This window comes from Ruegeria sp. BG11 (assembly GCF_056538565.1).
The window spans coordinates 164848-189900 of sequence record NZ_JBQFTH010000010.1; the positions used below are offsets into that span (position 1 = coordinate 164848).

Here is a 25053-nt window from a genome sequence, read left to right on the forward strand (position 1 = left end):
ATCGGCTTAGCTGAGGCGCAGTCTAGCAACGAAAGGGCAAAAGGCCATGCCTCTTGAGATCGTAACCATCCCATGTCTCAGCGATAATTACGCGTTTCTTGCGCATGATGCCCAGAGCGGCGCGACCGCGCTGATCGACGCACCCGAAGCCGGGCCCATCCTGGCCGAGTTGGAGGCGCGCGGCTGGGCCCTCAGCCATGTCTTGCTGACCCATCACCACTGGGATCACGTCGACGGGCTGCCCGGAATTCTTGAAAAACACCCGGCCAAGGTGATCGGAGCAGCAGCTGATGCACACCGCCTGCCCCCGCTCGACCAACAAGTCAACGACGGTGAGAACTTTGAGATCGCAGGTGAGCCAGTTCAGGTAATGGATGTCTCGGGGCACACTTTGGGTCACGTCGCCTATTACATGCCGCAAAGTGCCGCTGTCTTCACTGCGGATAGCCTGATGGCGCTGGGATGCGGGCGCTTATTCGAAGGCACGCCAGAGCAGATGTGGCGCTCACTCAGCAAGCTTGCGGCGCTGCCGGATGACACGCTGGTCTGTTCGGGCCATGAGTACACCCAGTCTAACGCCAAATTCGCCGTCACCGTCGACCCAACCAACACGGCGCTACAACAGCGCGTCGCCGATATAGACCGCGCGCGCGCTGCAGGGCAGCCCACGGTGCCCTCGAAACTGGGCCTGGAAAAGGCAACCAACCCGTTCCTGCGCGCCGATGATCCGGCGATTCTGGCCCATTTGGGCATGGAAGGCGCGGACCCAGTTGCTGTTTTTGCCGAGATCAGGGGTAGAAAAGACAATTTCTGATGCCTATTTGACCATCCTCACGGCCACTCTCACAACAAATGTGACTGTCAAGTGAAAGAAAACCCTTGAAGCCGGGCGTCGATCAACCAAACTCTAATAGTATGAGGACATGGTTGGGATGGGGATCCGGCCGCAAGCCTGCCCCCTTCTGACCCAAGACAGAGGAGCACCCGCGTGCCTTCATTCTCGAGCACTTTGGAACAAGCCATTCACGCAGCTCTGGCAGCGGCGAATGAACGGCGACATGAGTTTGCTACGTTAGAGCATCTACTACTGGCGCTTTTGGAAGAGCCTGATGCAATCCGGGTTATGAAAGCCTGCAGCGTCGATCTGGACGAATTGCGCAGCACATTGGTCGAGTTCATTGATGAGGATCTGTCGAACCTCGTCACCGATATCGACGGGTCCGAGGCCGTACCAACCGCCGCATTCCAGCGCGTCATCCAACGCGCTGCCATTCACGTGCAAAGCTCGGGCCGGACTGAGGTCACGGGCGCCAATGTACTGGTTGCCATCTTCGCCGAACGCGAAAGCAACGCCGCATATTTCCTGCAGGAACAGGACATGACCCGGTATGACGCGGTCAATTTCATCGCGCACGGCGTCGCGAAAGACCCGGCCTATGGTGAAAGCCGCTCGGTCTCGGGCGCGGATCAGGTCGAAGATGAAGTGCAGGCCTCTGCCAGCGACGAAGATCAAAAAGAAAGCGCCCTGGGCAAATATTGCGTCGATCTGAACGCCAAATCGCGCGCAGGCGATGTTGACCCGCTTATCGGCCGCGCCGATGAGGTCGAGCGCTGCATTCAGGTGCTGTGCCGCCGGCGCAAGAACAACCCATTGCTGGTGGGTGACCCTGGCGTGGGTAAAACGGCGATTGCCGAAGGCCTGGCGCATAAGATCGTTGCTGGCGAAGCCCCGGATGTACTTTCGAACACCACCATTTACTCGCTCGACATGGGCGCTCTGCTGGCCGGAACCCGCTACCGCGGCGATTTCGAAGAGCGTCTCAAAGCGGTCGTGACCGAGTTGGAAGATCATCCCGATGCGGTGCTGTTCATCGACGAAATCCACACCGTTATCGGTGCCGGGGCGACGTCGGGCGGGGCCATGGACGCGTCCAACCTGCTGAAGCCAGCGCTTCAGGGGGGCAAGCTGCGCACCATGGGTTCGACTACCTACAAAGAATTCCGTCAACACTTCGAAAAAGACCGCGCGTTGAGCCGTCGGTTCCAAAAGATCGATGTGAACGAGCCTTCGGTTGAAGACAGCGTGAAGATCCTGCGCGGTCTGAAGCCCTATTTTGAAGAGCATCACGCCATCAAATACACAGCGGATGCGATCAAAACCGCTGTTGAACTCTCGGCGCGCTATATCAATGACCGCAAATTGCCAGACAAGGCAATCGACGTCATCGACGAAGCCGGAGCCGCGCAGCATTTGCTAGCTGAAAGCAAGCGCCGCAAAACAATCGGTGTGAAGGAAATCGAGGCCGTCGTCGCCAAGATTGCCCGTATCCCACCGAAGAACGTCACCAAGGACGACGCGGTGGTTCTGAAAGACCTCGAAGCCTCGCTCAAGCGGGTGGTCTTTGGACAGGATGACGCCATTGTGGCCTTGGCCAGCGCAATCAAACTGGCACGCGCCGGGCTGCGGGAGCCTGAAAAGCCCATCGGCAACTACTTGTTCGCCGGTCCGACCGGTGTGGGTAAGACCGAGGTGGCGAAACAGCTGGCCGATAATCTGGGCGTGGAACTGCTGCGATTTGACATGTCGGAGTATATGGAGAAACACGCGGTCAGCCGTCTGATCGGTGCACCTCCCGGCTATGTCGGGTTTGATCAGGGCGGTCTGCTGACAGATGGCGTTGACCAGCATCCTCACTGCGTCTTGCTGCTGGATGAGATCGAAAAAGCGCACCCGGATGTGTTCAACATCCTGCTGCAGGTCATGGACCATGGCGAGCTGACCGATCACAACGGCCGCACGGTGAACTTCCGCAACGTGGTCCTGATCATGACCTCGAATGCGGGCGCGCAGGAACAGGCAAAGGCCGCGATCGGCTTTGGCCGCGACCGTCGCGAGGGCGAAGATACCGCCGCGATCGAGCGGACCTTTACGCCGGAATTCCGCAACCGTTTGGACGCGGTGATCTCGTTCGCGCCGCTGCCGAAAGAGGTCATCCTGCAGGTGGTCGAGAAGTTCGTTCTGCAGCTTGAGGCGCAACTGCTGGATCGCGGCGTGACCATCGACCTGACGCCCAAGGCCGCCGCATGGCTGGCCGACAAGGGCTATGACGATAAGATGGGCGCGCGCCCTCTGGGCCGCGTGATCCAGGAACACATCAAGAAGCCTCTGGCCGAAGAGCTGCTGTTTGGCAAACTCGCCAAGGGCGGTGTTGTTCGAGTTTCGGTCAAGAAAGGCGATCTGCACTTGGATATCCTCGGCCCCGATCAGCCAAGGATTCCGGGGAACAAGCCCCCGCTTCTGACCGCCGATTAAATGCGCTGGTGGCTTGCCACAGCTCTGTCGCTCGTTGCCTCACAGGCGGCGAGCGATTTTTCTTTACGCCTGCCCGTTGATTGCGAGCTTGGCGAAACCTGCCACATTCAGAATTACGTTGACCACCTGCCCGAAGGTGAAATACAGGATTTTCACTGCGGCCTGCTTAGCTATGATGGCCACAGAGGGACCGACTTCGCGCTGGCGACACTGGCCGAGATGCGCCGCGGTGTGGCGGTTCTGGCGGCTGCCCCTGGCGTGGTTCGCGGTGCTCGCGACGGGATGGAAGATCGGCGGTACACGCCGGATGCCGCACATCTGGTTGAAGACCGGGAATGCGGGAATGGTCTTGTCATCGAACATGAAAACGGGTGGGAAACCCAATATTGCCATCTGAGAAAAGGGTCGCTCCGCATCCAGCCGGGGGATCGTGTCGAGGCGGGCGCCGTGCTTGGTGAGATCGGACTGAGCGGTAAAACCCAGTTTCCGCATGTACACCTTTCGGTGCGCAAGGACGGGCGGTCCGTTGATCCGTTTGTGCCGCATGGTGCTGCAAAATGCGGACCCTCAGAAACGACCTTGTGGGACAGCCCAATAGGCTATGTTCCCGGCGGCTTGCTTTCGGTGGGGTTTGCCGGTGCAGTTCCCAGTTATGAAGCCGTTTTGGACGGGTCTGCCGCCACCAGAACGTTGTCGACTACATCCTCTGCCCTGGTGCTCTACGGACATGCGTTTGGAAACTTGGCGGGGGATATTCTTCGGCTGGAAGTGACCGGACCACAAGGCAACCTGTTTCGGGAAAAGGCCGTTCTGGAGAAACCACAAGCTCAGCTTTACCGGGCATTTGGCAGGCGGTTGTCACAGACCAGTTGGCCCGCAGGGACCTATCTTGGCATCGTGTCAATGGAGAGGGACGGGAAGATCATTGGCCAAAAGTCCACCACGCTGTTGATCCGATAAAACTCAGCGCTCGGTCAGTTTCAATTCAATCCGTCGGTTCTGCGCCCGCGCCTCGGGCGTGTCTTCCGGGTTCACGGGCTGGAACTCTCCGAACCCGTTGGCGGCCAAGCGATTTGGCGGAATACCCAGCGCTTCGACCATATAGCGCACGACGGAGAGCGCCCGCCCCTGGCTCAGTTCCCAGTTGTCGCGATACCGACCCGACCCGGCCAAGGGCACGTTGTCGGTGTGGCCATCCACCCGGATCACCCAGTTCAGACCTTCTGGGATTTCGGCAGCAACTGTGCGGAGGATTTCAGCGACTTTGGCGACCTCCTGCCGACCTTCCAGCGACAACACTGCAGACCCTGTGGCGAACAGAACCTCAGAGGAGAACACGAACCGGTCGCCTTCGATCCGCACGCCATCCTGATCGCCCAGAACGTCGCGCAGGCGGCCGAAGAATTCCGACCGGTAGCGTTGCAAATCCTCGGCCTGCGCCGCGAGTTCCTCATTCTGTCCGGCCAGCGCTTCGGCCTCAGCCTCGAGGCGTTGACGCTCGGCCTCTTCCAGCAGGCGGCGGCGGCGTTCCTCGGATGCGGCGCGGGCTAGAGCCGCGTTCAGGTCCTGCCCCAGAGACTGTATCTGAATTTCAGCGGCCGTATTGCGGTCCACGTAGTCGTCCAGCAGCGCCTGCAGCGATCCCAATTGTCCGCGCAATGCTGCGATTTGCTGGTTCAACAAAGCGGCCTCACGCTGCGCCTTTTCCGAGACCGCTTGTTCCGCCGAAAGCGTCTCGCGGGCCACGGCCAGCAATGCATCGCGCTGTTCGGCCAAGGAACGCTGGGATGCTGCATCTTCCTGCGCCTCGGCCTGCGCTGCCAGAGCGGCCTGCAACTGGGCCTCCAGCTCTTCCGCATTCAACTCGCCAAACTGTCGTTCCAGTTCTGCGCGGGCAGCATTCGCAGCAGCCAAAAGGGTCAGGGTATCCTCAGCCTCTTTGCGCTGCGCCTCTAGCGCAAGGGTCATGGCGGTCAGTTCCGCATCGGCGTTCTGAAGGCGATCCCTCAGCGCTTCGGCAGCGGCGGCCTCCGCCAGCCTGCCAGCCTCTTCCGCATTTAGCTGATCTTCGAGTTGAGCAATCTGCGCCGCGCGTTCCTCACCGCTTTGTTCCAAATCTGCGACCAGAGCCTCCAGCGCCTCACGGCGGGCTGCAGCAAGGCGGGCAGCTTCGGCTTGGGCGTCGATTTCTTCGCGGCTTTGCGCCAAGGCCTGATTCAGACTTTCGCGTTCGCCCAAAAGATCCGCCCGTTGCGTCTCAAGCGCCGCAATCGCCTCTTGCGCCCGCGCCTGGTCAGCCAACAGCGCCGCAACCTGAGCCTCAAATCCGGTAATCTGGCTTTGCGCCTCAGCCAGACTATCTTCCGTTTCGGTCAGCGTGGCATTCAAGGCCCCCAAACGCGCTTGCAGGCGGCTGTTCTCACGCTCTTCCAACCCTAAAGCACCAGCCAGCGCAGCAACTTCATCCGCGAGGGTCGTCAGCTCATCCTCCTGGCCCGAGATCGTCTCACGCAGGACGAATTGGATGACCATGAAGATGGTCAGCACGAAGGTCAGAACCATCAACAGACCCGTCATCGCATCGACGAAACCGGGCCAGACCGAGCCCTGGAACCGTTGACCGGTGCGGCGGGAGAGGGCCATGGGTTATTCCCCCTCTTGCGTAGTTCGAACCGCGCCGCGTGGCAGGGTCAGAGCCTTCACCAGCAGTTCGATATCCTTGCGGAATTCGTTCATGCTGTCCTGACGACCGGCGGAGATCTCTTCGAGGATGCGCAGCAACTGAACATCCATCGACCGCAGGCGCATCCGGCTTTCTGCATCGATGCCCTCGCCCGACCCGTGTTCGCGCATGTGATCCAGCAAGGCGTCCTGCCCCAACGCAACACGCTCCAACGCGGCGGCAACGCCTTCGTTGTCCGCCTGACGCTGGTTCATTTGCCCGATGACAGTGACCAATTGACCAAGCTTGTTGGACACGTCGGCCCGCTCTTCCTCCTGCGCCGAGAACAGATCCTGCAGTGCGTTCATCTGATCCGACATGGCATCCAGAACAGGCGCCAGAACGGCGACCTCAGCCCCACCGTCCTCGCCCGAGGCAAATCCGACCCGAGTGATGCCCGACAGCCATTCCTCAAGCTCACGGTAGAAACGGTTCTGACCATGACCGGCGAAGACCTCCAACAGGCCCACGATCAATGAACCGGCAAGACCCAGCAAGGATGAGCCAAACGCAACGCCCATCCCCTGCAGCTGCGCTTCAAGGCCCGTCATCAAGCGGTTGAAAACGGCCAGCCCCTCTTCGCCTTCTTGCGGGTTCAGGCTGCGGATGGTGTCGACAATGGCGGGCACTGTTGTAGCCAGGCCAAAGAATGTCCCCAACAGGCCCAGATAGATCAGAACGTTCGTGATGTAGCGCGTGATCTCACGCTCTTCTTCCACCCGTTCCGCAACCGAATCCAGAATGGACCGGGTCGAGGTGGAACTAATCTGCGAGCGCGCGCCGCGTTCCCGCAGCAGTGAGGCCAATGGCGCAAGCAACTGAGGGGTACGCGCGTCCTCATGCACCACGCCGCCCACAAAAGCCTCGATCCAGCGAACTGAGCCAATCAGCTGTGCGACCTGATAGAAACAGGCAAAGACGCCGATGATGAACACCAGCAGGATAAAGCCGTTCAGATAAGGGTTGGCAAAGAAGACCGGCAGCACATAGGGCAGCGCCAGAAACACCCCGAGGCCCGACAGGCCGATTGCGATCAGCATCAGAAGAATCTGCCTGATCGGTTGCGAGAAATGCGGTCTCGCGCCCTGTTGTGCCTGCGCCATGCGCGTTATTCCTGGTTCTGCCTGCTCTGGCCTGAATCTAGCGAAAAGACGCCGATGACGCCAAGGGTTTATGCGGTGATGCTGCGCACCCGTTGCGACAACCACTCAAGATCGGGATCGTGCAGGCCGATCTCGGCCAGATGCTCGGTGGTATTATACAGATATTCCGTGTTGGGACCGCGCCCGCCGACGGCGTGGGCAATGATCTGCGCCTGTTCTTCCAAGGGCATGCCGCCGCAATATTGAACGTGATCTGCATCAATCACATAGGTCACAGCATTGACAACCTCACCATTGTCCAAATGCACGTCCAGCATCTTTTCGACATAGGCCGACGAAATCAGCTCGCGCTCACGCAGTTCCTGCAGGGTGCGGTCCTCATGCCCAGCTTCCACGGCCAGCGCCAATCCCTTGCAATGCGCCTCATGTTGTTCGTCCAACGCAAGCACAAGGCCAGGGTGATCTTCGGTGCCGCGATGGTGGATCGAACTCATGCAGAAAGAGCGCGCATATCCGTGCAGCATGGCAAGCTCGGTGCGCGCCACGGGAAAGCCCGGGTTCCACAGTAGCGATCCATATCCGAAAACCCACATCGTCATTGCTCTGGTCCTTGCCCGTTTGGGCCTATAAACATCAAATCCGAGGCAGGAAAAAGGGCCAATGCTCATGCGTCGTCTGATACGAGTGTTCATTTTTATCGCCATCGCATGGAGCGCCTATTGGTTCATCGCGGGCTATGGTCTGCGCAATGCGATCACCAGCTGGTTCGATGCCCAGCAGGCGCGCGGCTGGCAAGCCGAATTCTCAGGCGTTGAAACGGCGGGCTACCCGACACATCACACCACCCGCTTAAACAACCCGGCGCTGGCCGATCCAGTCAACGGCACCGCCTGGAGCGCCGATTGGATCGAGTTTCAAAGCCCCGCAATCTGGCCCGGTCGTCAAACCCTGAGCTTTGCCGATACGCCTCAGCGCCTATCCTATTTCGACCAGACCGCGACGATCGAGGCCAAGGCTTTAAAGGCCGAGTTGGAACTACAACCCGGTGTCGCATTGGTGCTTGAGAAGATGGCACTGACGGCTGGCCCTTGGCTGATCAGCGAAGAGAATGAGGCACTGGCGGGCGGTGGTACCCTCAGCGTTATCATGGAGCAGACCACTGCACCCGAAGCTTATGCGATCACGGCGCAAATTGACGGGTTCACCCCCGGTGAGGATTTGCGTGCGCTCATGCAATCCGCGACCTCGCTTCCCCAGCGGTTCGAGACGTTGCAGTTGGATATGCTGACCACGTTCGACAAGCCTTGGGACCGGACCGCGCTAGAGGACAGCCGTCCTCAACCCGTCGCCATTGATCTGAACCTGGCCGAGGTCAAATGGGGTGAGTTGCGCCTGTTTGCCGCCGGTGAGCTGGACGTAGACTCGCAGGGCATCCCAACCGGAGAGATTGCGATCAAGGCCGAGAATTGGCGTGACATGATCGCAATGGCAAATGCAGCCGGTGCCCTGCCCGATCAAGCCGTTGACCCGGTGACCCGCGCGCTCAATTTTCTGGCCGGACTGGGCGGCAACCCGAACGCGCTGGACCTGCAGTTGAATTTCCGCGACGGGTTCGTGGCACTGGGGCCGCTCCCTCTTGGCCCGGCCCCACGTCTGATCCTGCGCTAGCGACAGTAAGATCCCGTGCGATACCGCGCCGTATCCAGATGAAAATGGTCCCGATGATACCTGTCTGAATTGGGTCCCAACACGGTGCCAAACGGCCCGCAGGCGCCTCGCCATATCTTCTTGAGTTGCTTTTGTGAGGGGTTCTTGCGCCATCCGTTTAGGACGGTCACGACCTCTCCATCCGCCATGACAAAGCCGGAAATATCGATGGCACGGCCTTTGCCATGCTCGGACACCCGCGCGCCTTTCTGGTTGTTGCGCGTCCGGCAGGCATAGTGCGCGGCAACCTGCAGCTGGACCACAGGACCACGACGCTTGAACGTGGGCTTGACGGTTTTGTCGACCCATTTGTTCAACGCGATGGCCGTGCCGCAATCCATCGTAGAAGCCCGGCTCAGCGTCACTCCCGAGACCGAGGTGATCTGCACCGCATCCTTGACTCCGCAAGCCTTGGTTTTGCTGGAGACACGTCCGACAGGCTTGCCTTGGATCGCGATATCACCGCAGACCGACCCCTTGCGCAGCTTGCGCTTTTTGAACAGCACCTCCTGCTCCAATGACTTGGGTCTGAGGTAGGGCATCAAAGAGGTATCAGGCCCCAGCAGCGGCAAATCTGCTGGGCGCGCTGCTACGGCGATCAACTGAGGCGACTCGGGCCGTGTTTCGGGGCGCAGGTTCGGGATGGTCAGAGGCGTTGCGGCCCGGCTGGAGATCGCGACGATGCCAGCAGTTTCGACTGCTGCGCTGGGGCGCGCAATTGGATACAGCGATTGCTCGGGTGCTGCGGCTTGGGTGGATGTGGTCCAAAGCGCGGCCACAAATGCATATCGCAAAACCTGTTTCATGACCCTGCCTTTCCCCGGCCAAAGTCCGGTGCGTCGGTATCCTGACCCGCATCAATAATCCCACGCCGGATCGCACGGGTGCGGGTGAAATAGTCGAACAGATGCTCTCCGTCCCCGGTGCGGATCGCACGCTGCAAGGCGAAAAGCTCTTCGGTGAAACGGCCCAGAATCTCAAGCGTCGCGTCCTTGTTCGTCAGAAACACGTCGCGCCACATGGTCGGGTCCGAGGCCGCAATGCGGGTGAAATCCCGAAAGCCCGCAGCCGAGTACTTGATGACCTCACTATCGGTCACGCGCCGCAGGTCATCGGCAACACCGACCATCGTATAGGCAATCAGGTGCGGTGCATGAGAGGTCACGGCCAGAACAAGATCATGGTGATCTGCATCCATCTCATCGACATTGGCCCCCATGCCTTCCCACAAGGCCCGCAACTGGGAGATGGCCTCGGGGTCCGATCCTTCGACCGGCACCAGCAGACACCAGCGATTGTCATATAGCTCGGCGAACCCGGCCTCAGGCCCCGAATGTTCGGTCCCGGCCAAAGGGTGCGCCGGAATGAAATGAACGCCTTCGGGGATATGAGGCGACACGGCCTCGATCACGCTGCGTTTGACCGATCCAACATCCGTCACCGTTGCCCCCGGCTTCAGCATTGGGGCGATGTCCCGCGCGACCGCGCCCATCGCGCCGACCGGCACACAGAGGACGACCAGATCCGCGCCCTCGACCGCCTCTTGCGCGGTGTCACAGACCCGGTCACACAAGCCGATCCTGCGAGCGGTCTCGCGGGTGGCTTCAGAGCGTGCATAGCCAGCGACTTCACCAGCCAGACCAGCGCGTTTGATGGCCCAGAACATGGAGGAGGCGATCAGACCCAGCCCGATCAGCGCAACACGGTCGTAAATCTGGCTCATGCTGCGCCCTCTTTGAATGCGGTGATGGCCGCGACGACACAGCAGCAGGCTTCCTCATCGCCCACGGTGATCCGCAGCGCGTTTGGCAGGTTGTAGCCCGCAACGCGCCGCACAATCAAACCCTGCGACTTGAGGTAGTCATCGCAAGCCTCAGCCTCGGCCTGATCAGCAAAACGCGCGAGGATGAAGTTGGTATAAGACGGGTCGGAAGGGACGCCGATCTTGGCGAGCTCATCCGACAACCAAAGCCTCAGGCGTGCGTTTTCAGCCTGACAGAAGGACAGGAATTCGACATCATTCACGGCCGCTTCGGCCGCAGCCAGCGCGGTCAAAGACAGGTTGAACGGCTGGCGCACCCGGTTCAGCACGTCGATGATCGACTGATGCGCATAGCCCCAGCCAACCCGCATTCCGCCCAGCCCATACACCTTTGAAAAAGTTCGGGTCATGATCACGTTCTCATGGGCGTCCACCAGAGACGCACCGCCATCGAAACCGTCGACAAACTCGGCATAGGCCCCGTCGATGACCATCAGACAGCTATCCGGCAGACCCTGCGCCAAACGCCCCAGCTCCTGCTGCGAGATCATGGTCGAGGTTGGATTGCCGGGATTGGTGACAAACACGATCCGCGTCTGCGCGGTTACGGCTGCCAAAATGGCATCCACGTCGACCTTGCGGTCGCGCTCGGCCACCATAACCGGTGTGGCCCCCGCCATCCGAGCGATGATCGGATACATGGAAAACCCATGTTCCGTATAAATCACCTCATCCCCCGGCCCTGCATAGGCCTGAGCGATGAATTGCAGAACCTCGTCACTGCCCACACCGCAGATGATCCGCGCCGGGTCCAGACCATGACGCGCACCGACCGCACTGCGTAGACTGGCGTGGTCGGTGCTGGGATAGCGATGCAAAGTGGCGGCGCTGTCGCGCACCGCCTCAATCGCTTTGGGGCTGGGACCAAACGGGTTTTCGTTGGAGCTCAGCTTGATCACATGCTCAACACCCGCCACATGCGACTGGCCGCCTTGATACAGCGCGATGTCCATAATGCCGGGTTGAGGGGTAATCTTGGTCATGAGAGGCTCCGTCTATTGGGCCTCTCATACCTGTCTCAACGCTTTCAGAAAAGCAGCAATTCCATCATGCGGCTTTGAAGCGCGCAGTCGCCGGGTCGGCATTGTAGAACGGTGCGAATTCTTCGGTCCGGCGGGACAGGTCGTTGACGCTGTCGATGATGAACTGAACCGTTTCCTCGCGCATCAGATACGAGAAGTTCAGGCGCACCCATCCAGGCTTTTTCATCTCTTCACCCTCGGACAGAGCGGCGTGCAATTCCTCTGACGCGGCTCGATCTATGCCCAGGAGCCGATGTGCGTAAGGCCCGGCACAGGCGCACCCTCCGCGCGCCTGAATGCCGTATATGTCGCTGAGCATCCGCGTGAACAGTTGCTGATGCACCGGTTGCCCTGCGTTGTCGCGCACGAGGAAGGAAAAGATCGGCAGGCGATGCGCGTTTTCCACCCCAAGCAAGGTCAGGTTCGGATTGTCCTTCCATCCCTCCAGCGCCATTTGGTTAAATTGCGCCTCGCGTCGGGCGATCTCGTCCGTTCCGACGACATCCTTGACGATGAAGGCAAGTGCCGCGCGGATATCACCGATCACATTAGGCGTTCCCGCCTCCTCTCGCGTTGACAGGATTTCGCTATAGTCGTGACGCCAAGGCGAGACGAAACTCACCGTCCCTCCGCCCGGCCAGCTGGGACAACGACGCTGGACAACACTCTGGTTCACGACCAGTACGCCCGACGCCCCCGGCCCGCCCGGAAACTTGTGCGGAGACACTACGATCGCATCTTTGCGCGCATCCGCAGGCCCCATGTCCATCGGCAGGTAAGGCCCGCCCCCGGCATAGTCCCAAACGGCCAAAGCGCCATACGACTTGAGCAAGCGCGTCACTGGATCGGGATCGGTGATGATCCCCGTGACATTGGACGCAGCTGAAAATGACCCGATCACCAGATCCGCATCAGCGAACGTGTCCAATGCCTCCTGCAGCGCGCGCAGATCAACGCCCCCTTCAGTCGCTTCCGGAATCTCAACCACCAATGCCTTGCTCTCGCGCCATGGCAAGATGTTCGAGTGATGCTCATATGGACCGATTAGGACAACCGGTTGATCAGCTTCCGCCAACCCGAGCAGACTGACCAACCGGTTGAGTCCCGCCGTGGCGCCGGACCCGGTAAAGATCACCGCGTCTTCTCCCCTCGCGCCAACAAGGCGGGCTATCTCATCGCGCGCTTCGCGACGCAGACGGGTCATGTAAGACCCGCAGAAGGAGGCCTCGGTGTGGCTGTTGGCATAAAATGGCAACACGTGATTAGCCACAAAGTCTTCGACCTGTCGCAACGCGCGACCCGAAGCAACGTAATCCGCATAGACAAGCGGCACGTCCCCCTGCAGACCCGGGATCAGAACATTCTCTCCGATCAGCCCGTCGCGCAGGTGGGAATTGTGAGTGGTGGAACAAAGATCCGCACGAAATTTGGACAGGGTCATAGCATTGGCTCCTTAATGTAAGTCCAATGTGATCCATCCGAACTGTGGAAACATTATCGTTCTTTGCGTAGAAATCATAAATTTTGTGTCATATGATTAGATATGAGCCTAAATTTAGATCAAATAGACACTCACATCCTGAGAGAGCTTCAAAAAGACGCCACCCTTTCGCAGCGCGAGCTGGCCGATCGGGTCGGGCTGTCCCAGAACGCGTGTTGGCGCAGGTTGAAAGCGCTGAACGAAAACGGGGTTCTGATCGGGTCAACCGCCCGCATTGCGCGCGAGACTTTGGGGCTGAACCTCGTGGTCTTCGTCATGCTGCGCACCCGACATCATTCAGCCGAGTGGCTGCAGGCGTTTCGCCGCCATGTTCTGACCATCCCCGAGGTTGTGGATTTCCATCGGATCGGCGGTGACTATGACTATCAACTGAAAGTCGTGACCCAGGATATGGCCTCATATGACAAAGTCTACCAACGCCTGATCGAGAAGGTCGAGCTGGACAGCGTGACCTCTTATTTTGCGATGGAAGCGATCGCCGAAGGGCGACCACTTCCGATCTGAACTCAGGCCAAACCAAGCATCGCTCTCATGCCGCCGATAAAAGTTGCGTCGTCCAAAGCCTTGCGGTTGTCCAGGTATTCAACGGCATCTTCGCCGGCCCGATAGCGCAAAGTGTCAGTGTCGTCCGTCACCGCGGTCAAAATGACATCGGCGACCACACTTGGCGGCGACGTTCGCGCTGCCATGTCTTCCGAGCCCCACGCGCTGAACAAGGCCTGCACGACAGGTTGATATTCGGCCATGCTCTCGTCATTGACGAAATCAAACGAACGGCCACCAAAATCGGTGGCAATCAGACCAGGCTCGACAATCTTGACCTTGATACCTGCCGCAGCAAGCTCGTAGTGCAGAGACTCTGACAGGCCTTCAACCGCGAATTTTGTGCCATGATAGAGCGTACCAAGGGGGAAGGTAATTTGTCCACCAATGGACGAGATATTGACAATGCAGCCCGAACCATTTGCGCGCATATTCGGTAGAACGGCTTTTGTCACAGCCAACAAGCCAATAACATTGGTATCGAATTGCCGCCGGATACGCTCCATGGGGAAGGCTTCCAGTGGGCCGTAAGCGCCGTATCCCGCGTTGTTCAAGAGAACGTCAATCTGACCAAAGCGTTCAATCCCCTCGGCAACGGCTGTCGCAATTGAACCCTCCTCGGTGACGTCAAGACGTGTGACCAGAACATTCTCAAGTTGCGTCAACTCGGCTTCCTTGCTGGGGTTGCGCATTGTGGCAATGACGTTCCAGCCCTGCCTATGAAACAGTTCGGCCGTAACTCTGCCAATACCAGTTGACGCGCCCGTTATGAGGATAGTCTGTGCCATGGTCATTCTCCGCAATTGTTAGCCTGACCACTAGATAGGTTAGAAAACTGCGATACGCCTGCCGAATTCTCCTCAATATCTGCCTAATTCTCTGGCCGTCAGGATTCTGGCTAGCACTGACCTCTTGCGCAAAATATGCTGAATGAGGCAGTGGGGATACCATGACACATCATGATTTAGTTGAAAAAATCTGCGAAGCTGTGGGCGGACAGGCAGAAGATGCTGCTTTCTACCCGACCGCATTGGACGGTTTCGGCCTTCTTCATGATGTCAAAACGAAATCAATAGAAGCGCAGGTGTATGAACCGATTGTCTGCCTAGTTCTACAGGGGAAGAAAGAATCACGTATCGGAGATCGCCTTGTTCACTTCGGAGCAGGCGATTCCCTGATCGTTAGCCATTCCCTTCCGGTTTTGGCCGCCGTCACCGAAGCAAGTCGGGAAAAGCCCTATGTCGGCCTCATATTCTCGTTGGACTTGTCCATCTTACGTGGTCTCTACGACTCTGTCGGCTCAGAACCTACTGAAATCGAAACAGCCCAAAGCCTTGCCGCATCAAAAGCCTCGCCCGATCTGATCGACGCTATGGCTCGGCTTTTTCGAGCAAGTCAAAACCCTACCGATGCAAAAATTCTCGCACCGATGATAAGCCGTGAAATCCACTACCGACTCCTGCAAGCAGATCACGGTGGCATGCTGCGGCAAATGCTGTGGCGCGATAGCGCCGCCAGCCGTATCGCGCGCGCGATAGACGTCATCCGCGCGGATTTTCGAACAGCCCTGCCCATCTGCGATCTGGCACAAAGCGCTGGAATGAGCGTTTCTGCCTTTCACGCCCATTTCAAAACGGTGACAGCCACCTCGCCGCTACAATACCAAAAAGACCTTAGGCTACTGGAAGCCCGAAGGCTTTTGTCGCACGGTTCGCTGAGTGTATCGCAGGCGGCTTTTGAGGTTGGCTATGAAAGCCCGACCCAGTTTAGTCGGGAATACTCGCGCAAATTCGGAGTGCCGCCTCGTCAGGACATCGGGTCAAAATGCATAGCTTAGAAACTAAAAAGGCCTCGCTGAAAGCGCGGCCTTTGTAGTCTCGGGGTACTAGCGAAGATTAGTTCTTCGCGTAGAATTCGACAACCAGGTTCGGTTCCATCATGACCGGGTAAGGCACATCGCTCAGGCCCGGTGCGCGTACGAAGGTCGCGGTCATTTTCGAGTGGTCGGCGTCGATGTAGTCAGGCACATCACGCTCGGCCAGAGCAACAGCTTCCAGAACAACAGCCAGTTGCTTGGACTTGTCACGTACTTCAATTACGTCGCCTTCTTTGACACGGTAGGACGGGATGTTGACCCGCTTGCCGTTCACTTTGACGTGGCCGTGGTTCACGAACTGACGTGCAGCAAAGACGGTCGGTACGAACTTGGCGCGGTAGACAACGGCGTCCAGACGGCGCTCCAGCAGACCGATCAGGTTTTCACCGGTGTCGCCTTTTACACGCTCAGCTTCGGCGTAGATGCGACGGAATTGCTTTTCGGTCAGGTCGCCGTAGTAGCCTTTCAGCTTCTGCTTGGCGCGCAGCTGCAGACCGAAGTCCGACAGTTTGCCCTTGCGGCGCTGGCCGTGCTGGCCGGGGCCATATTCACGACGGTTGATCGGGGATTTCGGGCGACCCCAGATGTTTTCGCCCATCCGGCGGTCGATTTTGTACTTGGCAGACGTGCGTTTGGTCACGGCTGATCTCCTTTAAAGTGGCATTTTGGCTAGATCCGAAAACCGGTACCTACTTTGCGGGCCGAAATAGCGTCTCCGCTCGGACCGGGCAGTTCCAGTTCAGACCAGGCGTGGCGCCGGGTTATAAAGGGCGTTGTCCTCTTGAGGTTTCCCCCATGACAGGCATCCCCTTGCGGGGGCCACCAACACCAATGAAGCCGCGCTTATATCCGCAGAACTGTCAGAGTCAACACGTCCTGACGGCCCTGCTCAAATTTCTTGAAGGGTTTTTAGGCCAACGGGTTCAGCGCCAGCTAGGTGACCAAACCTATGAAAACAAACCCGGCGCGGATTTTCCCGGAAAGGCCACCACCTTTGTGGTCGGCTGCGGTACGCTCTGCAGGTCGGCACCGGCATGCGTTACTTCGCTAATCCAAAAATCCTGATCCCGAGGCGGACAGCCAGTGTTGAACACCAGAGTCGGCCATTGTTCGTCATCTGTGATAATCAATTCTGCCGCAAAGCGTTGCGCTCCATTGGTCAATGTGACCGTCCCGCAATGCTCACCCGCTATCTCTTGCGGGGCTGAGAACGCGTCGCGGGTACGCACAGCGTTCGCCCCCGTATGTCCCAGTTGCTCAAGATTTTGCTCTGCCACTTCGCCCAACACCAGCGCCTGACCACGCCAGGACCATGCGGACCCAACCGCCAAAAAGGCCAAAGGCGCTGCCTCAAGCCCATCAAGCTCGGTTTGATTCCATGAAATGGCTACACGACCGTTATATCCGGCTCTCATTTACCTGCTCGCACTTATCAACACCCCACCCAGTACTCAACCCGCTTTATCAGGGGAGATTTCGGCGGAAAAGAGACAGAATTTGAGCAATCACGTGAATGTTGCCGAATAGAATCAACTATCCGTGAGCAAACCTGTGCCACCCAAGCTTACTTAAGCGAGCAAGGAGACATTAAGTGTCTGATTTTAATACAAATATTTAAGAATCTGAAACCGCAGGCGGCCGTAGACGCTCTGCAGTTTCAGCCTGAGACTTCCCGTTCACACCTCAACTTCGACCTTGCCGATCGGGTTTGAACAGCACGCCAGAATGTAGCCTGCTGCTATGTCATCCTCGGAGATACCGCCATTGTGTACCATGTGAACTTCACCCGAGGTCTTTTTGACCTTGCAGGTTCCGCAAACGCCAAACGTACAGCCCGAGGCAATGTTCAACCCGACCGCACGTGCGGCGGCCAGAACCGTATCCGTCTCGGCAACTTTGGCGGTGACACCCGAGGTCGCAAACACGATCTCGGCGGCGCTGTCATCGTCGGGGATAACATCGTCCAGATCGGGCTGATCTGCTTCGGTCTCAACCGGGGCTCCAAAGCTCTCCTGATGATAGTTGTCCATATCAAAGCCAAGACCCGACAGAGCGTCCCGGACTGCTTGCATGAACGGCTCGGGACCGCAGCAATAGACCTCACGGTCCAGATAGTCTGGGGCCATGAGGCCCAGCATCAGCTGGTTAAATTGACCCTGGTAGCCGGTCCAGGGGCTGTAGCGGTCAGCTTCCTCCACAACAAACTTCAAATCCAAACCCGGCGTCCGGCTTGCCATCTGCTCCAACCGTTGGCGGAAGATGATCTCGGACGGACGTTTGGCGCAGTTGATGAAGACGACATCCAGATCGCGGCCTTCGTCCCACATGCAGGTCGTCATCGACATCATAGGAGTGATGCCCGACCCTGCCGAGATGAACAAATACTTGGTGGCGCCGCTTTCAGCATTGGTGAACAGACCCGCCGGGCCAATCGCCCGCATCCGCATACCCGGCTGCAGATTGTCCAGCATCCAGCGCGTGCCGACGCTGTCCGGCTGCGCCTTAGCCGTGATCGTAATGGATCGCGGACGAGATGGGGATGACGAGATCGTATAGGTCCGATGCACAACGCCTCCCGGCTGCCCCGGCGCCGGAATCTCGAGCGTCAGGAACTGACCCGGATGGTAGGCAAACAAAGCCCCGGACGGGGCGCGGAACGTAAAGCTGGCGGTGTTTGGCGTTTCGGGCACGACCGAGACGCATTCCAGCGTCTCGTCATCCTGCCAGATCGAGGCAACAGCGTTCAGATCTTTCATCTGCTTCACTCCGCCGCCATCGTGTCAGGTGTCAGGTGGCGCGCCAGAGTGCTGCAATACCAATCGGTGAATTGCAAAACACCGGACTCCTGTATCCCTGAATACGGTCCCGGCACATAGGCCGGGCTGTTGATGCCCATCTGGTTGTCTTCCACCACGCGGCGATCTTCGTCATTGGTGGCCATCCAGACCTCGGTCAGACGCTTGACGTCATAGTCGACCCCTTCGACCGCATCCTTGTTGACCAGCCATTTCGTGGTGACTTCGGTCTCGGTCGGGCTGATCGGAGTGATCCGAAATACAATCGAGTGATCGGCCAGGAAGTGGTTCCACGTGCTGGGATAGTGGAACTTCAGCAACGTCCCCGCATCGGCAAAAGGCGAACTGCCAAGAAAGCGGCGCACAGCTGATTTGCCGTCTAGAGTATAGCTTTCCGCCCCTTCCTTAAGCGGCATACGAGCCAGACGGTATTGCCCGTCATCATGCAGATAGAACTGCGACGGCATCCCTGCAGCCTCGCAACGGTCAAAGTGAGTTTGCATGAAAGCCGGGGTTTCACCCCCTTCGATACCGGTTACCGAGGGATCATCAGGGAAGGTCCGGCACAGCGAGGGGTGGTTGCCACCGCAGTGATAGCACTCGCGGTTGTTTTCCCAGACCAGCTTCCAGTTGCCGTTCTCGATGATCGTGCTTTCAAAGGCGACCTTGGCGTTGCCCAGATCATGCGGCTCCAGATAGGGGCGTGCTTTGTTGGCGAAGGTGTCGAAATCAGGCGCTTCATCTGCAAGACAGATATAGACCAGCCCGGCCAGTTCCCGGCAGTAAACGGTTTTTAGCCCGTGTTGCTTGGGGTCGAAATCAGGCCCCATATCACGTGCCCATAGCAATGAGCCGTCAAGCTCATAGGTCCACTGGTGGTAGGGGCAGACCAGTTTGGGCGAGTTGCCCTTGGCCGCTTTGCAAATGATCGACCCGCGATGTCGGCAGGTGTTGTGGAAAGCTCGGATCTGGTTGTCCGCGCCGCGCACGATGATCACGCGGTATGCGCCAACAGTGTAAGTCACATAGTCGCCTGTTTTCACCAGCTCACATGCCGGAATGGCAAATAGCCAGTCGCGGTAGTGGATGGCCTCAAGATCGGCCTGAAAGACATCTGGATCGGTATAGAACGCCTGTTCAAGGGCATAGGCCGGGTTTCGACGCGCCAACAGGCTTTGAACGTTGCTCACTTCTGGCTCTCCTGCCGCGCCCCGCGGCTTAGCTTGGGCAGATGACACCAGAGGCCAGTCCGGAGCCGTGCGAGGATCACGTCCGAAACTTGTGCCCCCACCGCCACCCGCGGTTTGACATATATGCAAGGCTGGTTTCCGGACTTGAAAGGGGCTTGCGCCCGGTTTTCGACACCTTCCCGGGATCCTCGTCCCAGTGGTCACCTGTCGAACCTGACCTTCCTTACCGTTGCGGGGGCAGCGCCGGAATTGCACCGGCTTCCCAATTCTCTGCCGCCTGAGAATCAAACAGCAGCACCTCACACGCGCAACCTACTCGGGTGCGCATTTCTGACTGAAAGGCTTGCGACATTTGCAGAAACAAAACAGACATGCCCAGCAGAAATGGAAACCTGAAACAGAGCTGCGGTTTGAGGAAAGAACAAAAAAACGGAATTCACGCGTGTTGTGATGTGTCCCAGAGATGCGCGTGCATGAAGGGCGCAATCGCGAGTGTCTTGCCCCCCAGCTTTTCAACCGATCCTGCAGTGAGCTCAAGCACCATCCATGCCTCTGGGATCGTCAGAAGGTTCGGATATGGCGTCTCTTTGTCGGTCGGAACAAACCCGAATAAGGGGTAGAATGCCGGCACGCCCAACACGAAGACAGCGTCTGTTCCAATGGACCTCAAGTGCTTGATGCTGGTCTCCATCATCTCTCTGCCAACACCGAGACCTTGATGTTCGGGCGAGACACCGCAGGGCGCCAGAAGATAGCATTTAACGTCCGGGTGATCCTGGAAGACAAACGGGGTGAACATGACATTGCCCGCGATCTGCCCGTCACGCCTCACACTGATAGAAATCGTTTCCGGATGCTCAAGGAGATCTTCGGCGAGTTGAGCGATTTCTTCACCTTCCGCTTCGCCAAAAGCCAGCCTATGCACATTCAAAATGGCATCGGTTTCTGAACGGTTCATGATCCATCCCTATCCTGAGCTAAACAGCCTGCGCCGCGTCATACGGCGCGAGATTACCCAAGCGACGCCCCAGAGGTCGCATTGGGCGAGCTTCGGCAAGACGAGCCGCTCAGGTCAATATGTTTCTTCGTACAATCGGCAGCGTGCGTCGGTGTCCAGATGTGCAGTTGTCGCGATCTCGGATTGTTTGTGGGCTTGGTACACCTCGGCAAAGCATTCGGGGAACCAGCCGGTCACAACCGGGTTGGAAACGAACCGGTCGAGCGCGTCTTCTAAGGTTTGAGGCAAGCGCACCAGCCCCCTTTGGTTCAGTTCTGCGACGTCCAACAGCGAAAGATCTTCCTCGGTTGGAATGGGCGCGGGTAGCCCCTCTTCGATCCCTTGTGTCCCAGCCATGACAACTGCCGCAAGCGCCAGATGAGGCGAAGCTGCGGCATCCGCCGCACGGTATTCGATGTTGAACTGCCCCGCGATCGAGGCCGGGTCTTTTGCGGTTACCGGACAAATCCGCAAGGAAGCCTCGCGGTCGCGGAAACCCAGATTGTTGAAAGCCGCAGACCAACGATGGGGTGTCAGGCGTTCATACGAGATCACCGAAGGCGCAGTCAGGGCCAAGATCGCATCCAGATATTTCAGAACTCCGGCAGCGAAGGCACTCGTCAGGTCCGACATGCCGCAGGGGCCGTCTTCGGCGTATGTCAGCGGCGCGCCCTGATCATCCACAAAGCTCATATGGATGTGGACCCCATTCCCAACGCTCGCGACATCGCGAATAGGGGTATAGGTGGCCCGCTCGCCATAGGCCTGTGCGGTCGCATAGGTCAGTTCGCGTACCATGATGGCCGCGTCCGCCGCGCGAACACCCTGCTCAGGGCCGATGACGACCTCATATTGGTTTGGCCCATATTCCTTCATGATCGAATCCGGCTTCAAACCGACCTGAGAAATCGCGTTGATCAAGGTCTCGCACAGATCACGCTGCAGGCCAAAACCCCGGTGACCATAGGCTTCGTTGGCTTGGCTTGGCGGATCTTTCAGCTGGAACTCATGCTCGAACGCAGCCAGCAAATTTGCGCCTGAGACCTTGTGCAGCCGCTCCAGCGCCGCCCTCAACAAACTGCGCGTGCAGAAGTCCCAAGGGTCTCCGTCCAGAGTGACGATATCGCCCATAAGAAAGTGCAGGCCGGAGTCTTCGCCGAGCTCGACCTTTGCCTCGGCCGTTGCGTCCGGGATCAGAAGAAGATCGCCCAGCGCGCCAAACGGGCTTTCAGCAATTCCGTCAAAACAGTTGATCTGAACGTTGGTGGGTGTCCACCCGACCCCGCGCTGCAACCGCTTGTTCAGTTGATCCGCCGGAAAGGCCTTGCCCCGCAATTTCCCGGCAAGGTCTGAGGTGGCGACAAACATCAAGGGGGTTTTGGGCATCATGGGTTAGGGTCCTGATTGTGGGATCGCATGGCATCCCAGGCTTCGATGCGGGATTTCGTTTGGTCCCAGTTGTCTTCGGCAATACGCGTCACCAGCGCTTCGGTGACGGCAAGGGCCGCTGTGTACGTATCCCAGAGCGTGCCGCTTTCGATCGGAACTGGCAAGATTTCTGCCGCATGGCGGGATATGGGAGACAGCCATTTGTCTGTCATGAGGACAACGCGAACCCCTCGATCCTGCGCGGCAGTCGCGGCCAATCGCGCCAGCGCGGGTTGGTAGCGGCGAAAATCGACGAGAAACAGGATATCGGCAGGCTTCATCCGCAGCAGGTATTCCGGCCAGACCTCATTGTTGGCCGGAAGATGATACACGCCGCTGCGGGTTTGGCGCAGGTGAAAAGACAGGTGCTGCGCGATGGTATCACTGATCCGACCGCCCAAAATATAGACATCGCTTTTTGGCTGGCTCAGTACCGAGCAAATGCGCTGAAACTGCGCCTCGGTGATACCTTCTGCCGACAGCGCCATCTGGGACGAGGCCCGCGCGATGAAATCACGTAAGAACCCTCCATCAACGCTGCGGCCTTCGCCGTGCAGATCGGTGGGCGAGCGTTGGCCTTCTTTCAACTCCGACAACAGGGCACGCTGGAATTCCTGATAGCCCCCCAGTCCGATCTTGGTGACAAACCGCGAGATAGACGGTGCCGAAACCTCGGCCCGCCGGGCGAGTTCCTGAATCGTGACCAAACCCGCATAGGGGTAGTCGCTCAGCAAAGCAGCAGCCAGCTTGCGCTCGCTCGCGGTCATGTTCTCCGCCTTCGATTCAATTCTTTGCCTAACAAGCAAGCGGCACCTCCTGATCTGAATGGATCGCATGGAATAAAAATTTCAGTCAATCTATTTTTGATTGACTCTGAAAAAACTTGTTCTCTAACGTGGACCACATGAATACATCAGCTGTAACCCAAGAACTGCTGGTCACCGGGGATCCCGCCCCAGTGGAATGGGTCAATCGTGACAGTGATGCGAAGATCGCGCTGCTCTGCGAACACGCCGGGCGCGCGATCCCGCAAAAGCTGGGCGATCTGGGTGTCTCGGAAGAGGTACAAACCAGCCATCGCGGTTGGGACATCGGGGCCGAGGCCGTGGCCCGGCAATTAGCCGACCGGCTACGGGCCCCTTTGATCTTGCAACGCTATTCCCGGCTTGTGATTGATTGCAACCGCCCGATCGAAGCCCCGGATTCAATTCCGCCAAACAGCTTTGGAGAGCAGATCCCAGCCAATCTGAACTTGACCGCTGCGGATCGCACAGCGCGTCAGCGCGAGATCATGGCCCCACTGAACGGTGCCATTGAAGATATGCTGGACCGTGCGCCGCGCGTGCTTGCGGTGTCGATCCACTCCTTCGCCTCACAGGTCGATGGTGAGACGCGGCCCTGGCACGCTGGATTTCTGACGCGCGTTGACCCCAAAACGGGACAAGCCGCTATCGACCATATCTCGGCCCTGCGTCCCGATCTGCACATGGCGTTGAACCAGCCCTATCAGATCGACAGTGAAAGCGACTGGTTCATACCTCGTTTCGCGGAACCTCGCGGACTGGCGCATTCGCTGGTCGAAATCCGCAATGACCTGATCCGCGATGCAAAAGGCGTCGAGGATTGGGCGCAGCTTCTCGCCGAGGCCTTTACCCGAATACTGGAGACCAAGACGTGAGTTTGACGCGCAATGTTCCCCTTGTCCCATCGCAATCCGCGCTGTTGTTCATTGACGTGCAGAACTATTCGGCACATCGCGAAGGCGCCGAATTCAAGGACATGCCTGAAGCCGAATTCAATGAGAAATACGGCTGGTTTTTCGATCAGCTGGACACCCGCGTGATCCCGAACATGCAGGCCATACAAGCCGCCTGTCGCACCGCCGGCGTCGAGGTCATGTACACCAATATCGAAAGCCTGACACTCGACGGGCGCGACCGGTCGCTGGACTACAAGATAACGGGTTTTCATGTTCCCAAGGGCAGCTGGGACGGAAAGGTCATTGACCAGATCGCGCCCCAAAGCGATGAGATCGTGCTGCCGAAGACGTCCTCTTCGGTGTTTGTGTCCACGCATGTTGACTACATCCTGCGCAACCTTGGCGTTCGCCAAGTTGTTTTGTCCGGTCTTTTGACGGATCAATGCGTCGAAAGCGCCATCCGAGACGCATGTGATCTGGGCTATCTTGTTACTCAGGTCGAAGATGCCTGCCTGACCCATACGCAGGATCGGCACGATAGCTCTCTGCGCGCGATCAAGGGTTATTGCCGACAAGTCACTACAAAAGAACTGGTCGAGGAATTGGCTGGTGCTTGATCTTAACGGCATCACCAAGACCTTTGGCGGGGTCCACGCCGTTGAGGATGTGACCATGTCCGTCGCACCGGGCGAGGTACGCGGCCTGATCGGTCCCAATGGCGCAGGCAAGACGACGCTGGTCAACCTGATCTCTGGCCTGCTGACCCACTCAGCAGGAAGTCTGTCGCTGGATGGTGAGCCGCTGGACAATCTACGCGCCCACGAACGCGCGGCGCGCGGTGTGGCGCGGACGTTTCAGAACCTGCGGGTCTTTCCAAGCCTCAGCGTCGCGCAAAACATCGACGTCGCCCGCTATTCCGGCTGCGGCGCCGAAATCGTCGACGCCGCGATCCCCGAGTTCGGCCTGTTGGACAAGCTCAACCAAAACGCCGGGTCATTGGCATATGGGCAGCTTCGGCGGCTGGAGATCGTTCGCGCGCTGGCCCTGAACCCGCGTGTCCTGATGCTGGACGAACCCGCCGCGGGGATGAACGAACAGGAAACGGAAGCTCTGGGTCGGTCGCTGACTTGGGTACGCGCGCATTCGGACTGCGCGATTTTGGTGATTGATCACGATCTTAAATTCATCATGTCGCTCTGCGACACGATCACCGTTTTGAACATGGGCGCCATCATTGCCGAAGGCGCACCCGAAGAAATAACCAAGAACCAAGAGGTTATCGACGCTTATCTTGGCGAAACCGATGAACGTGCCGCGTGACGCAGGCGGCTTTCA

Annotated in this window: 24 protein-coding genes and 1 riboswitch; of the genes, 9 read left to right on the top strand and 15 right to left on the bottom strand. The window is 58.4% G+C overall.

The window, feature by feature from the left end; translation table 11 throughout:
- Window positions 1-46 precede the first annotated feature (46 nt).
- The 3 genes from gloB to ACR0JF_RS17015 all read left to right on the top strand — a co-directional run bounded on the left by gloB (window position 47) and on the right by ACR0JF_RS17015 (window position 4273).
- On the top strand, window positions 47-814 hold the full coding sequence (gene gloB / locus ACR0JF_RS17005) for a hydroxyacylglutathione hydrolase (RefSeq protein WP_170662258.1): 768 nt from the start codon (window positions 47-49) through the stop codon (window positions 812-814).
- A gap of 174 nt (window positions 815-988) precedes the next feature.
- Window positions 989-3313, top strand: coding sequence for an ATP-dependent Clp protease ATP-binding subunit ClpA (clpA, locus tag ACR0JF_RS17010; RefSeq protein ID WP_170662260.1), 2325 nt, complete (start codon window positions 989-991; stop codon window positions 3311-3313).
- Complete coding sequence (locus tag ACR0JF_RS17015; RefSeq protein ID WP_170662262.1) at window positions 3314-4273, top strand: M23 family metallopeptidase; 960 nt, start codon at window positions 3314-3316, stop codon at window positions 4271-4273.
- A 3-nt stretch (window positions 4274-4276) separates the two neighbouring features.
- On the opposite strand, the gene ACR0JF_RS17020 is transcribed toward ACR0JF_RS17015, so the two are convergent.
- The 3 genes from ACR0JF_RS17020 to ACR0JF_RS17030 form a co-directional block, all read right to left on the bottom strand.
- Window positions 4277-5956 carry a peptidoglycan -binding protein gene (locus tag ACR0JF_RS17020; RefSeq protein ID WP_170662264.1) on the bottom strand — a complete coding sequence of 560 codons (1680 nt, stop codon included), beginning with the start codon at window positions 5954-5956 and terminating at the stop codon, window positions 4277-4279.
- 3 nt (window positions 5957-5959) lie between these two features.
- A complete protein-coding gene (locus ACR0JF_RS17025; RefSeq protein ID WP_170662266.1) occupies window positions 5960-7138 on the bottom strand; it encodes a biopolymer transporter ExbB in 1179 nt (392 codons plus the stop codon).
- Window positions 7139-7206: 68 nt separating this feature from the next.
- Entirely contained in the window at window positions 7207-7737 is a 531-nt protein-coding gene (locus ACR0JF_RS17030; RefSeq protein ID WP_170662268.1) for a gamma-glutamylcyclotransferase, read from the bottom strand.
- Window positions 7738-7798: 61 nt separating this feature from the next.
- Between ACR0JF_RS17030 and ACR0JF_RS17035 the strand changes: the two genes are divergently transcribed.
- Window positions 7799-8806: a DUF2125 domain-containing protein gene (locus ACR0JF_RS17035; protein ID WP_480669578.1), complete on the top strand. Its 1008-nt coding sequence runs from the start codon at window positions 7799-7801 to the stop codon at window positions 8804-8806.
- Here ACR0JF_RS17035 and ACR0JF_RS17040 read toward each other — a convergent pair.
- The 4 genes from ACR0JF_RS17040 to ACR0JF_RS17055 all read right to left on the bottom strand — a co-directional run bounded on the left by ACR0JF_RS17040 (window position 8803) and on the right by ACR0JF_RS17055 (window position 13130).
- Complete coding sequence (locus ACR0JF_RS17040; protein WP_170662269.1) at window positions 8803-9651, bottom strand: extensin family protein; 849 nt, start codon at window positions 9649-9651, stop codon at window positions 8803-8805. The genes ACR0JF_RS17035 and ACR0JF_RS17040 overlap by 4 nt on opposite strands.
- Window positions 9648-10568 (bottom strand): prephenate/arogenate dehydrogenase family protein, encoded by a 921-nt coding sequence (locus ACR0JF_RS17045; RefSeq protein ID WP_170662271.1) that lies wholly within the window; start codon window positions 10566-10568, stop codon window positions 9648-9650. The genes ACR0JF_RS17040 and ACR0JF_RS17045 overlap by 4 nt, the downstream gene beginning before the upstream one ends.
- Complete coding sequence (hisC, locus tag ACR0JF_RS17050; RefSeq protein ID WP_170662273.1) at window positions 10565-11650, bottom strand: histidinol-phosphate transaminase; 1086 nt, start codon at window positions 11648-11650, stop codon at window positions 10565-10567. The genes ACR0JF_RS17045 and hisC overlap by 4 nt, the downstream gene beginning before the upstream one ends.
- A 64-nt stretch (window positions 11651-11714) precedes the next feature.
- Complete coding sequence (locus ACR0JF_RS17055) at window positions 11715-13130, bottom strand: aminotransferase class V-fold PLP-dependent enzyme (protein WP_170662275.1); 1416 nt, start codon at window positions 13128-13130, stop codon at window positions 11715-11717.
- 102 nt (window positions 13131-13232) lie between these two features.
- Here ACR0JF_RS17055 and ACR0JF_RS17060 point away from each other — a divergent pair, with 102 nt between their 5' ends.
- Window positions 13233-13694 carry an Lrp/AsnC family transcriptional regulator gene (locus ACR0JF_RS17060; protein ID WP_170662277.1) on the top strand — a complete coding sequence of 154 codons (462 nt, stop codon included), beginning with the start codon at window positions 13233-13235 and terminating at the stop codon, window positions 13692-13694.
- 2 nt (window positions 13695-13696) lie between these two features.
- Here the strand turns inward: ACR0JF_RS17060 and ACR0JF_RS17065 are convergent, their stop codons facing one another.
- Window positions 13697-14521 carry an SDR family oxidoreductase gene (locus ACR0JF_RS17065; protein ID WP_170662279.1) on the bottom strand — a complete coding sequence of 275 codons (825 nt, stop codon included), beginning with the start codon at window positions 14519-14521 and terminating at the stop codon, window positions 13697-13699.
- 161 nt (window positions 14522-14682) lie between these two features.
- Here ACR0JF_RS17065 and ACR0JF_RS17070 point away from each other — a divergent pair, with 161 nt between their 5' ends.
- Window positions 14683-15570, top strand: coding sequence for an AraC family transcriptional regulator (locus ACR0JF_RS17070; RefSeq protein WP_170662281.1), 888 nt, complete (start codon window positions 14683-14685; stop codon window positions 15568-15570).
- A 58-nt stretch (window positions 15571-15628) separates the two neighbouring features.
- Here ACR0JF_RS17070 and rpsD read toward each other — a convergent pair whose 3' ends face one another.
- The 7 genes from rpsD to ACR0JF_RS17105 all read right to left on the bottom strand — a co-directional run bounded on the left by rpsD (window position 15629) and on the right by ACR0JF_RS17105 (window position 22855).
- The gene (gene rpsD, locus ACR0JF_RS17075; RefSeq protein WP_170325974.1) at window positions 15629-16249 is read right to left on the bottom strand and encodes a 30S ribosomal protein S4; all 621 of its coding nucleotides are present in this window, start codon (window positions 16247-16249) and stop codon (window positions 15629-15631) included.
- Between the two features lie 307 nt (window positions 16250-16556).
- Complete coding sequence (locus ACR0JF_RS17080) at window positions 16557-17024, bottom strand: hypothetical protein (RefSeq protein WP_170662283.1); 468 nt, start codon at window positions 17022-17024, stop codon at window positions 16557-16559.
- Window positions 17025-17285: 261 nt separating this feature from the next.
- Entirely contained in the window at window positions 17286-18365 is a 1080-nt protein-coding gene (locus tag ACR0JF_RS17085) for a hybrid-cluster NAD(P)-dependent oxidoreductase (RefSeq protein ID WP_170662285.1), read from the bottom strand.
- A 5-nt stretch (window positions 18366-18370) separates the two neighbouring features.
- Window positions 18371-19594: an aromatic ring-hydroxylating oxygenase subunit alpha gene (locus ACR0JF_RS17090; RefSeq protein ID WP_170662287.1), complete on the bottom strand. Its 1224-nt coding sequence runs from the start codon at window positions 19592-19594 to the stop codon at window positions 18371-18373.
- Window positions 19595-19706: 112 nt separating this feature from the next.
- A riboswitch (cobalamin riboswitch) is annotated at window positions 19707-19911 on the bottom strand.
- A 119-nt stretch (window positions 19912-20030) separates the two neighbouring features.
- Window positions 20031-20552 (bottom strand): GNAT family N-acetyltransferase, encoded by a 522-nt coding sequence (locus tag ACR0JF_RS17095; protein WP_170662289.1) that lies wholly within the window; start codon window positions 20550-20552, stop codon window positions 20031-20033.
- A 114-nt stretch (window positions 20553-20666) separates the two neighbouring features.
- Window positions 20667-21977 (bottom strand): glutamine synthetase family protein, encoded by a 1311-nt coding sequence (locus ACR0JF_RS17100; protein WP_170662354.1) that lies wholly within the window; start codon window positions 21975-21977, stop codon window positions 20667-20669.
- The gene (locus ACR0JF_RS17105) at window positions 21977-22855 is read right to left on the bottom strand and encodes a MurR/RpiR family transcriptional regulator (RefSeq protein ID WP_480669579.1); all 879 of its coding nucleotides are present in this window, start codon (window positions 22853-22855) and stop codon (window positions 21977-21979) included. Before ACR0JF_RS17105 ends, ACR0JF_RS17100 begins: the two co-directional genes overlap by 1 nt.
- Window positions 22856-22923: 68 nt before the next feature.
- Between ACR0JF_RS17105 and ACR0JF_RS17110 the strand changes: the two genes are divergently transcribed.
- From ACR0JF_RS17110 to ACR0JF_RS17120, 3 genes are read left to right on the top strand one after another with little or no spacing between them, the layout of a single operon-like run.
- Window positions 22924-23697 carry an N-formylglutamate amidohydrolase gene (locus ACR0JF_RS17110; RefSeq protein WP_170662293.1) on the top strand — a complete coding sequence of 258 codons (774 nt, stop codon included), beginning with the start codon at window positions 22924-22926 and terminating at the stop codon, window positions 23695-23697.
- Window positions 23694-24335, top strand: a complete 642-nt coding sequence (locus ACR0JF_RS17115; RefSeq protein ID WP_170662295.1) for a cysteine hydrolase family protein — start codon at window positions 23694-23696, stop codon at window positions 24333-24335. The genes ACR0JF_RS17110 and ACR0JF_RS17115 overlap by 4 nt, the downstream gene beginning before the upstream one ends.
- Window positions 24328-25038: an ABC transporter ATP-binding protein gene (locus tag ACR0JF_RS17120; protein ID WP_170662297.1), complete on the top strand. Its 711-nt coding sequence runs from the start codon at window positions 24328-24330 to the stop codon at window positions 25036-25038. The genes ACR0JF_RS17115 and ACR0JF_RS17120 overlap by 8 nt, the downstream gene beginning before the upstream one ends.
- Window positions 25039-25053: the final 15 nt, after the last annotated feature.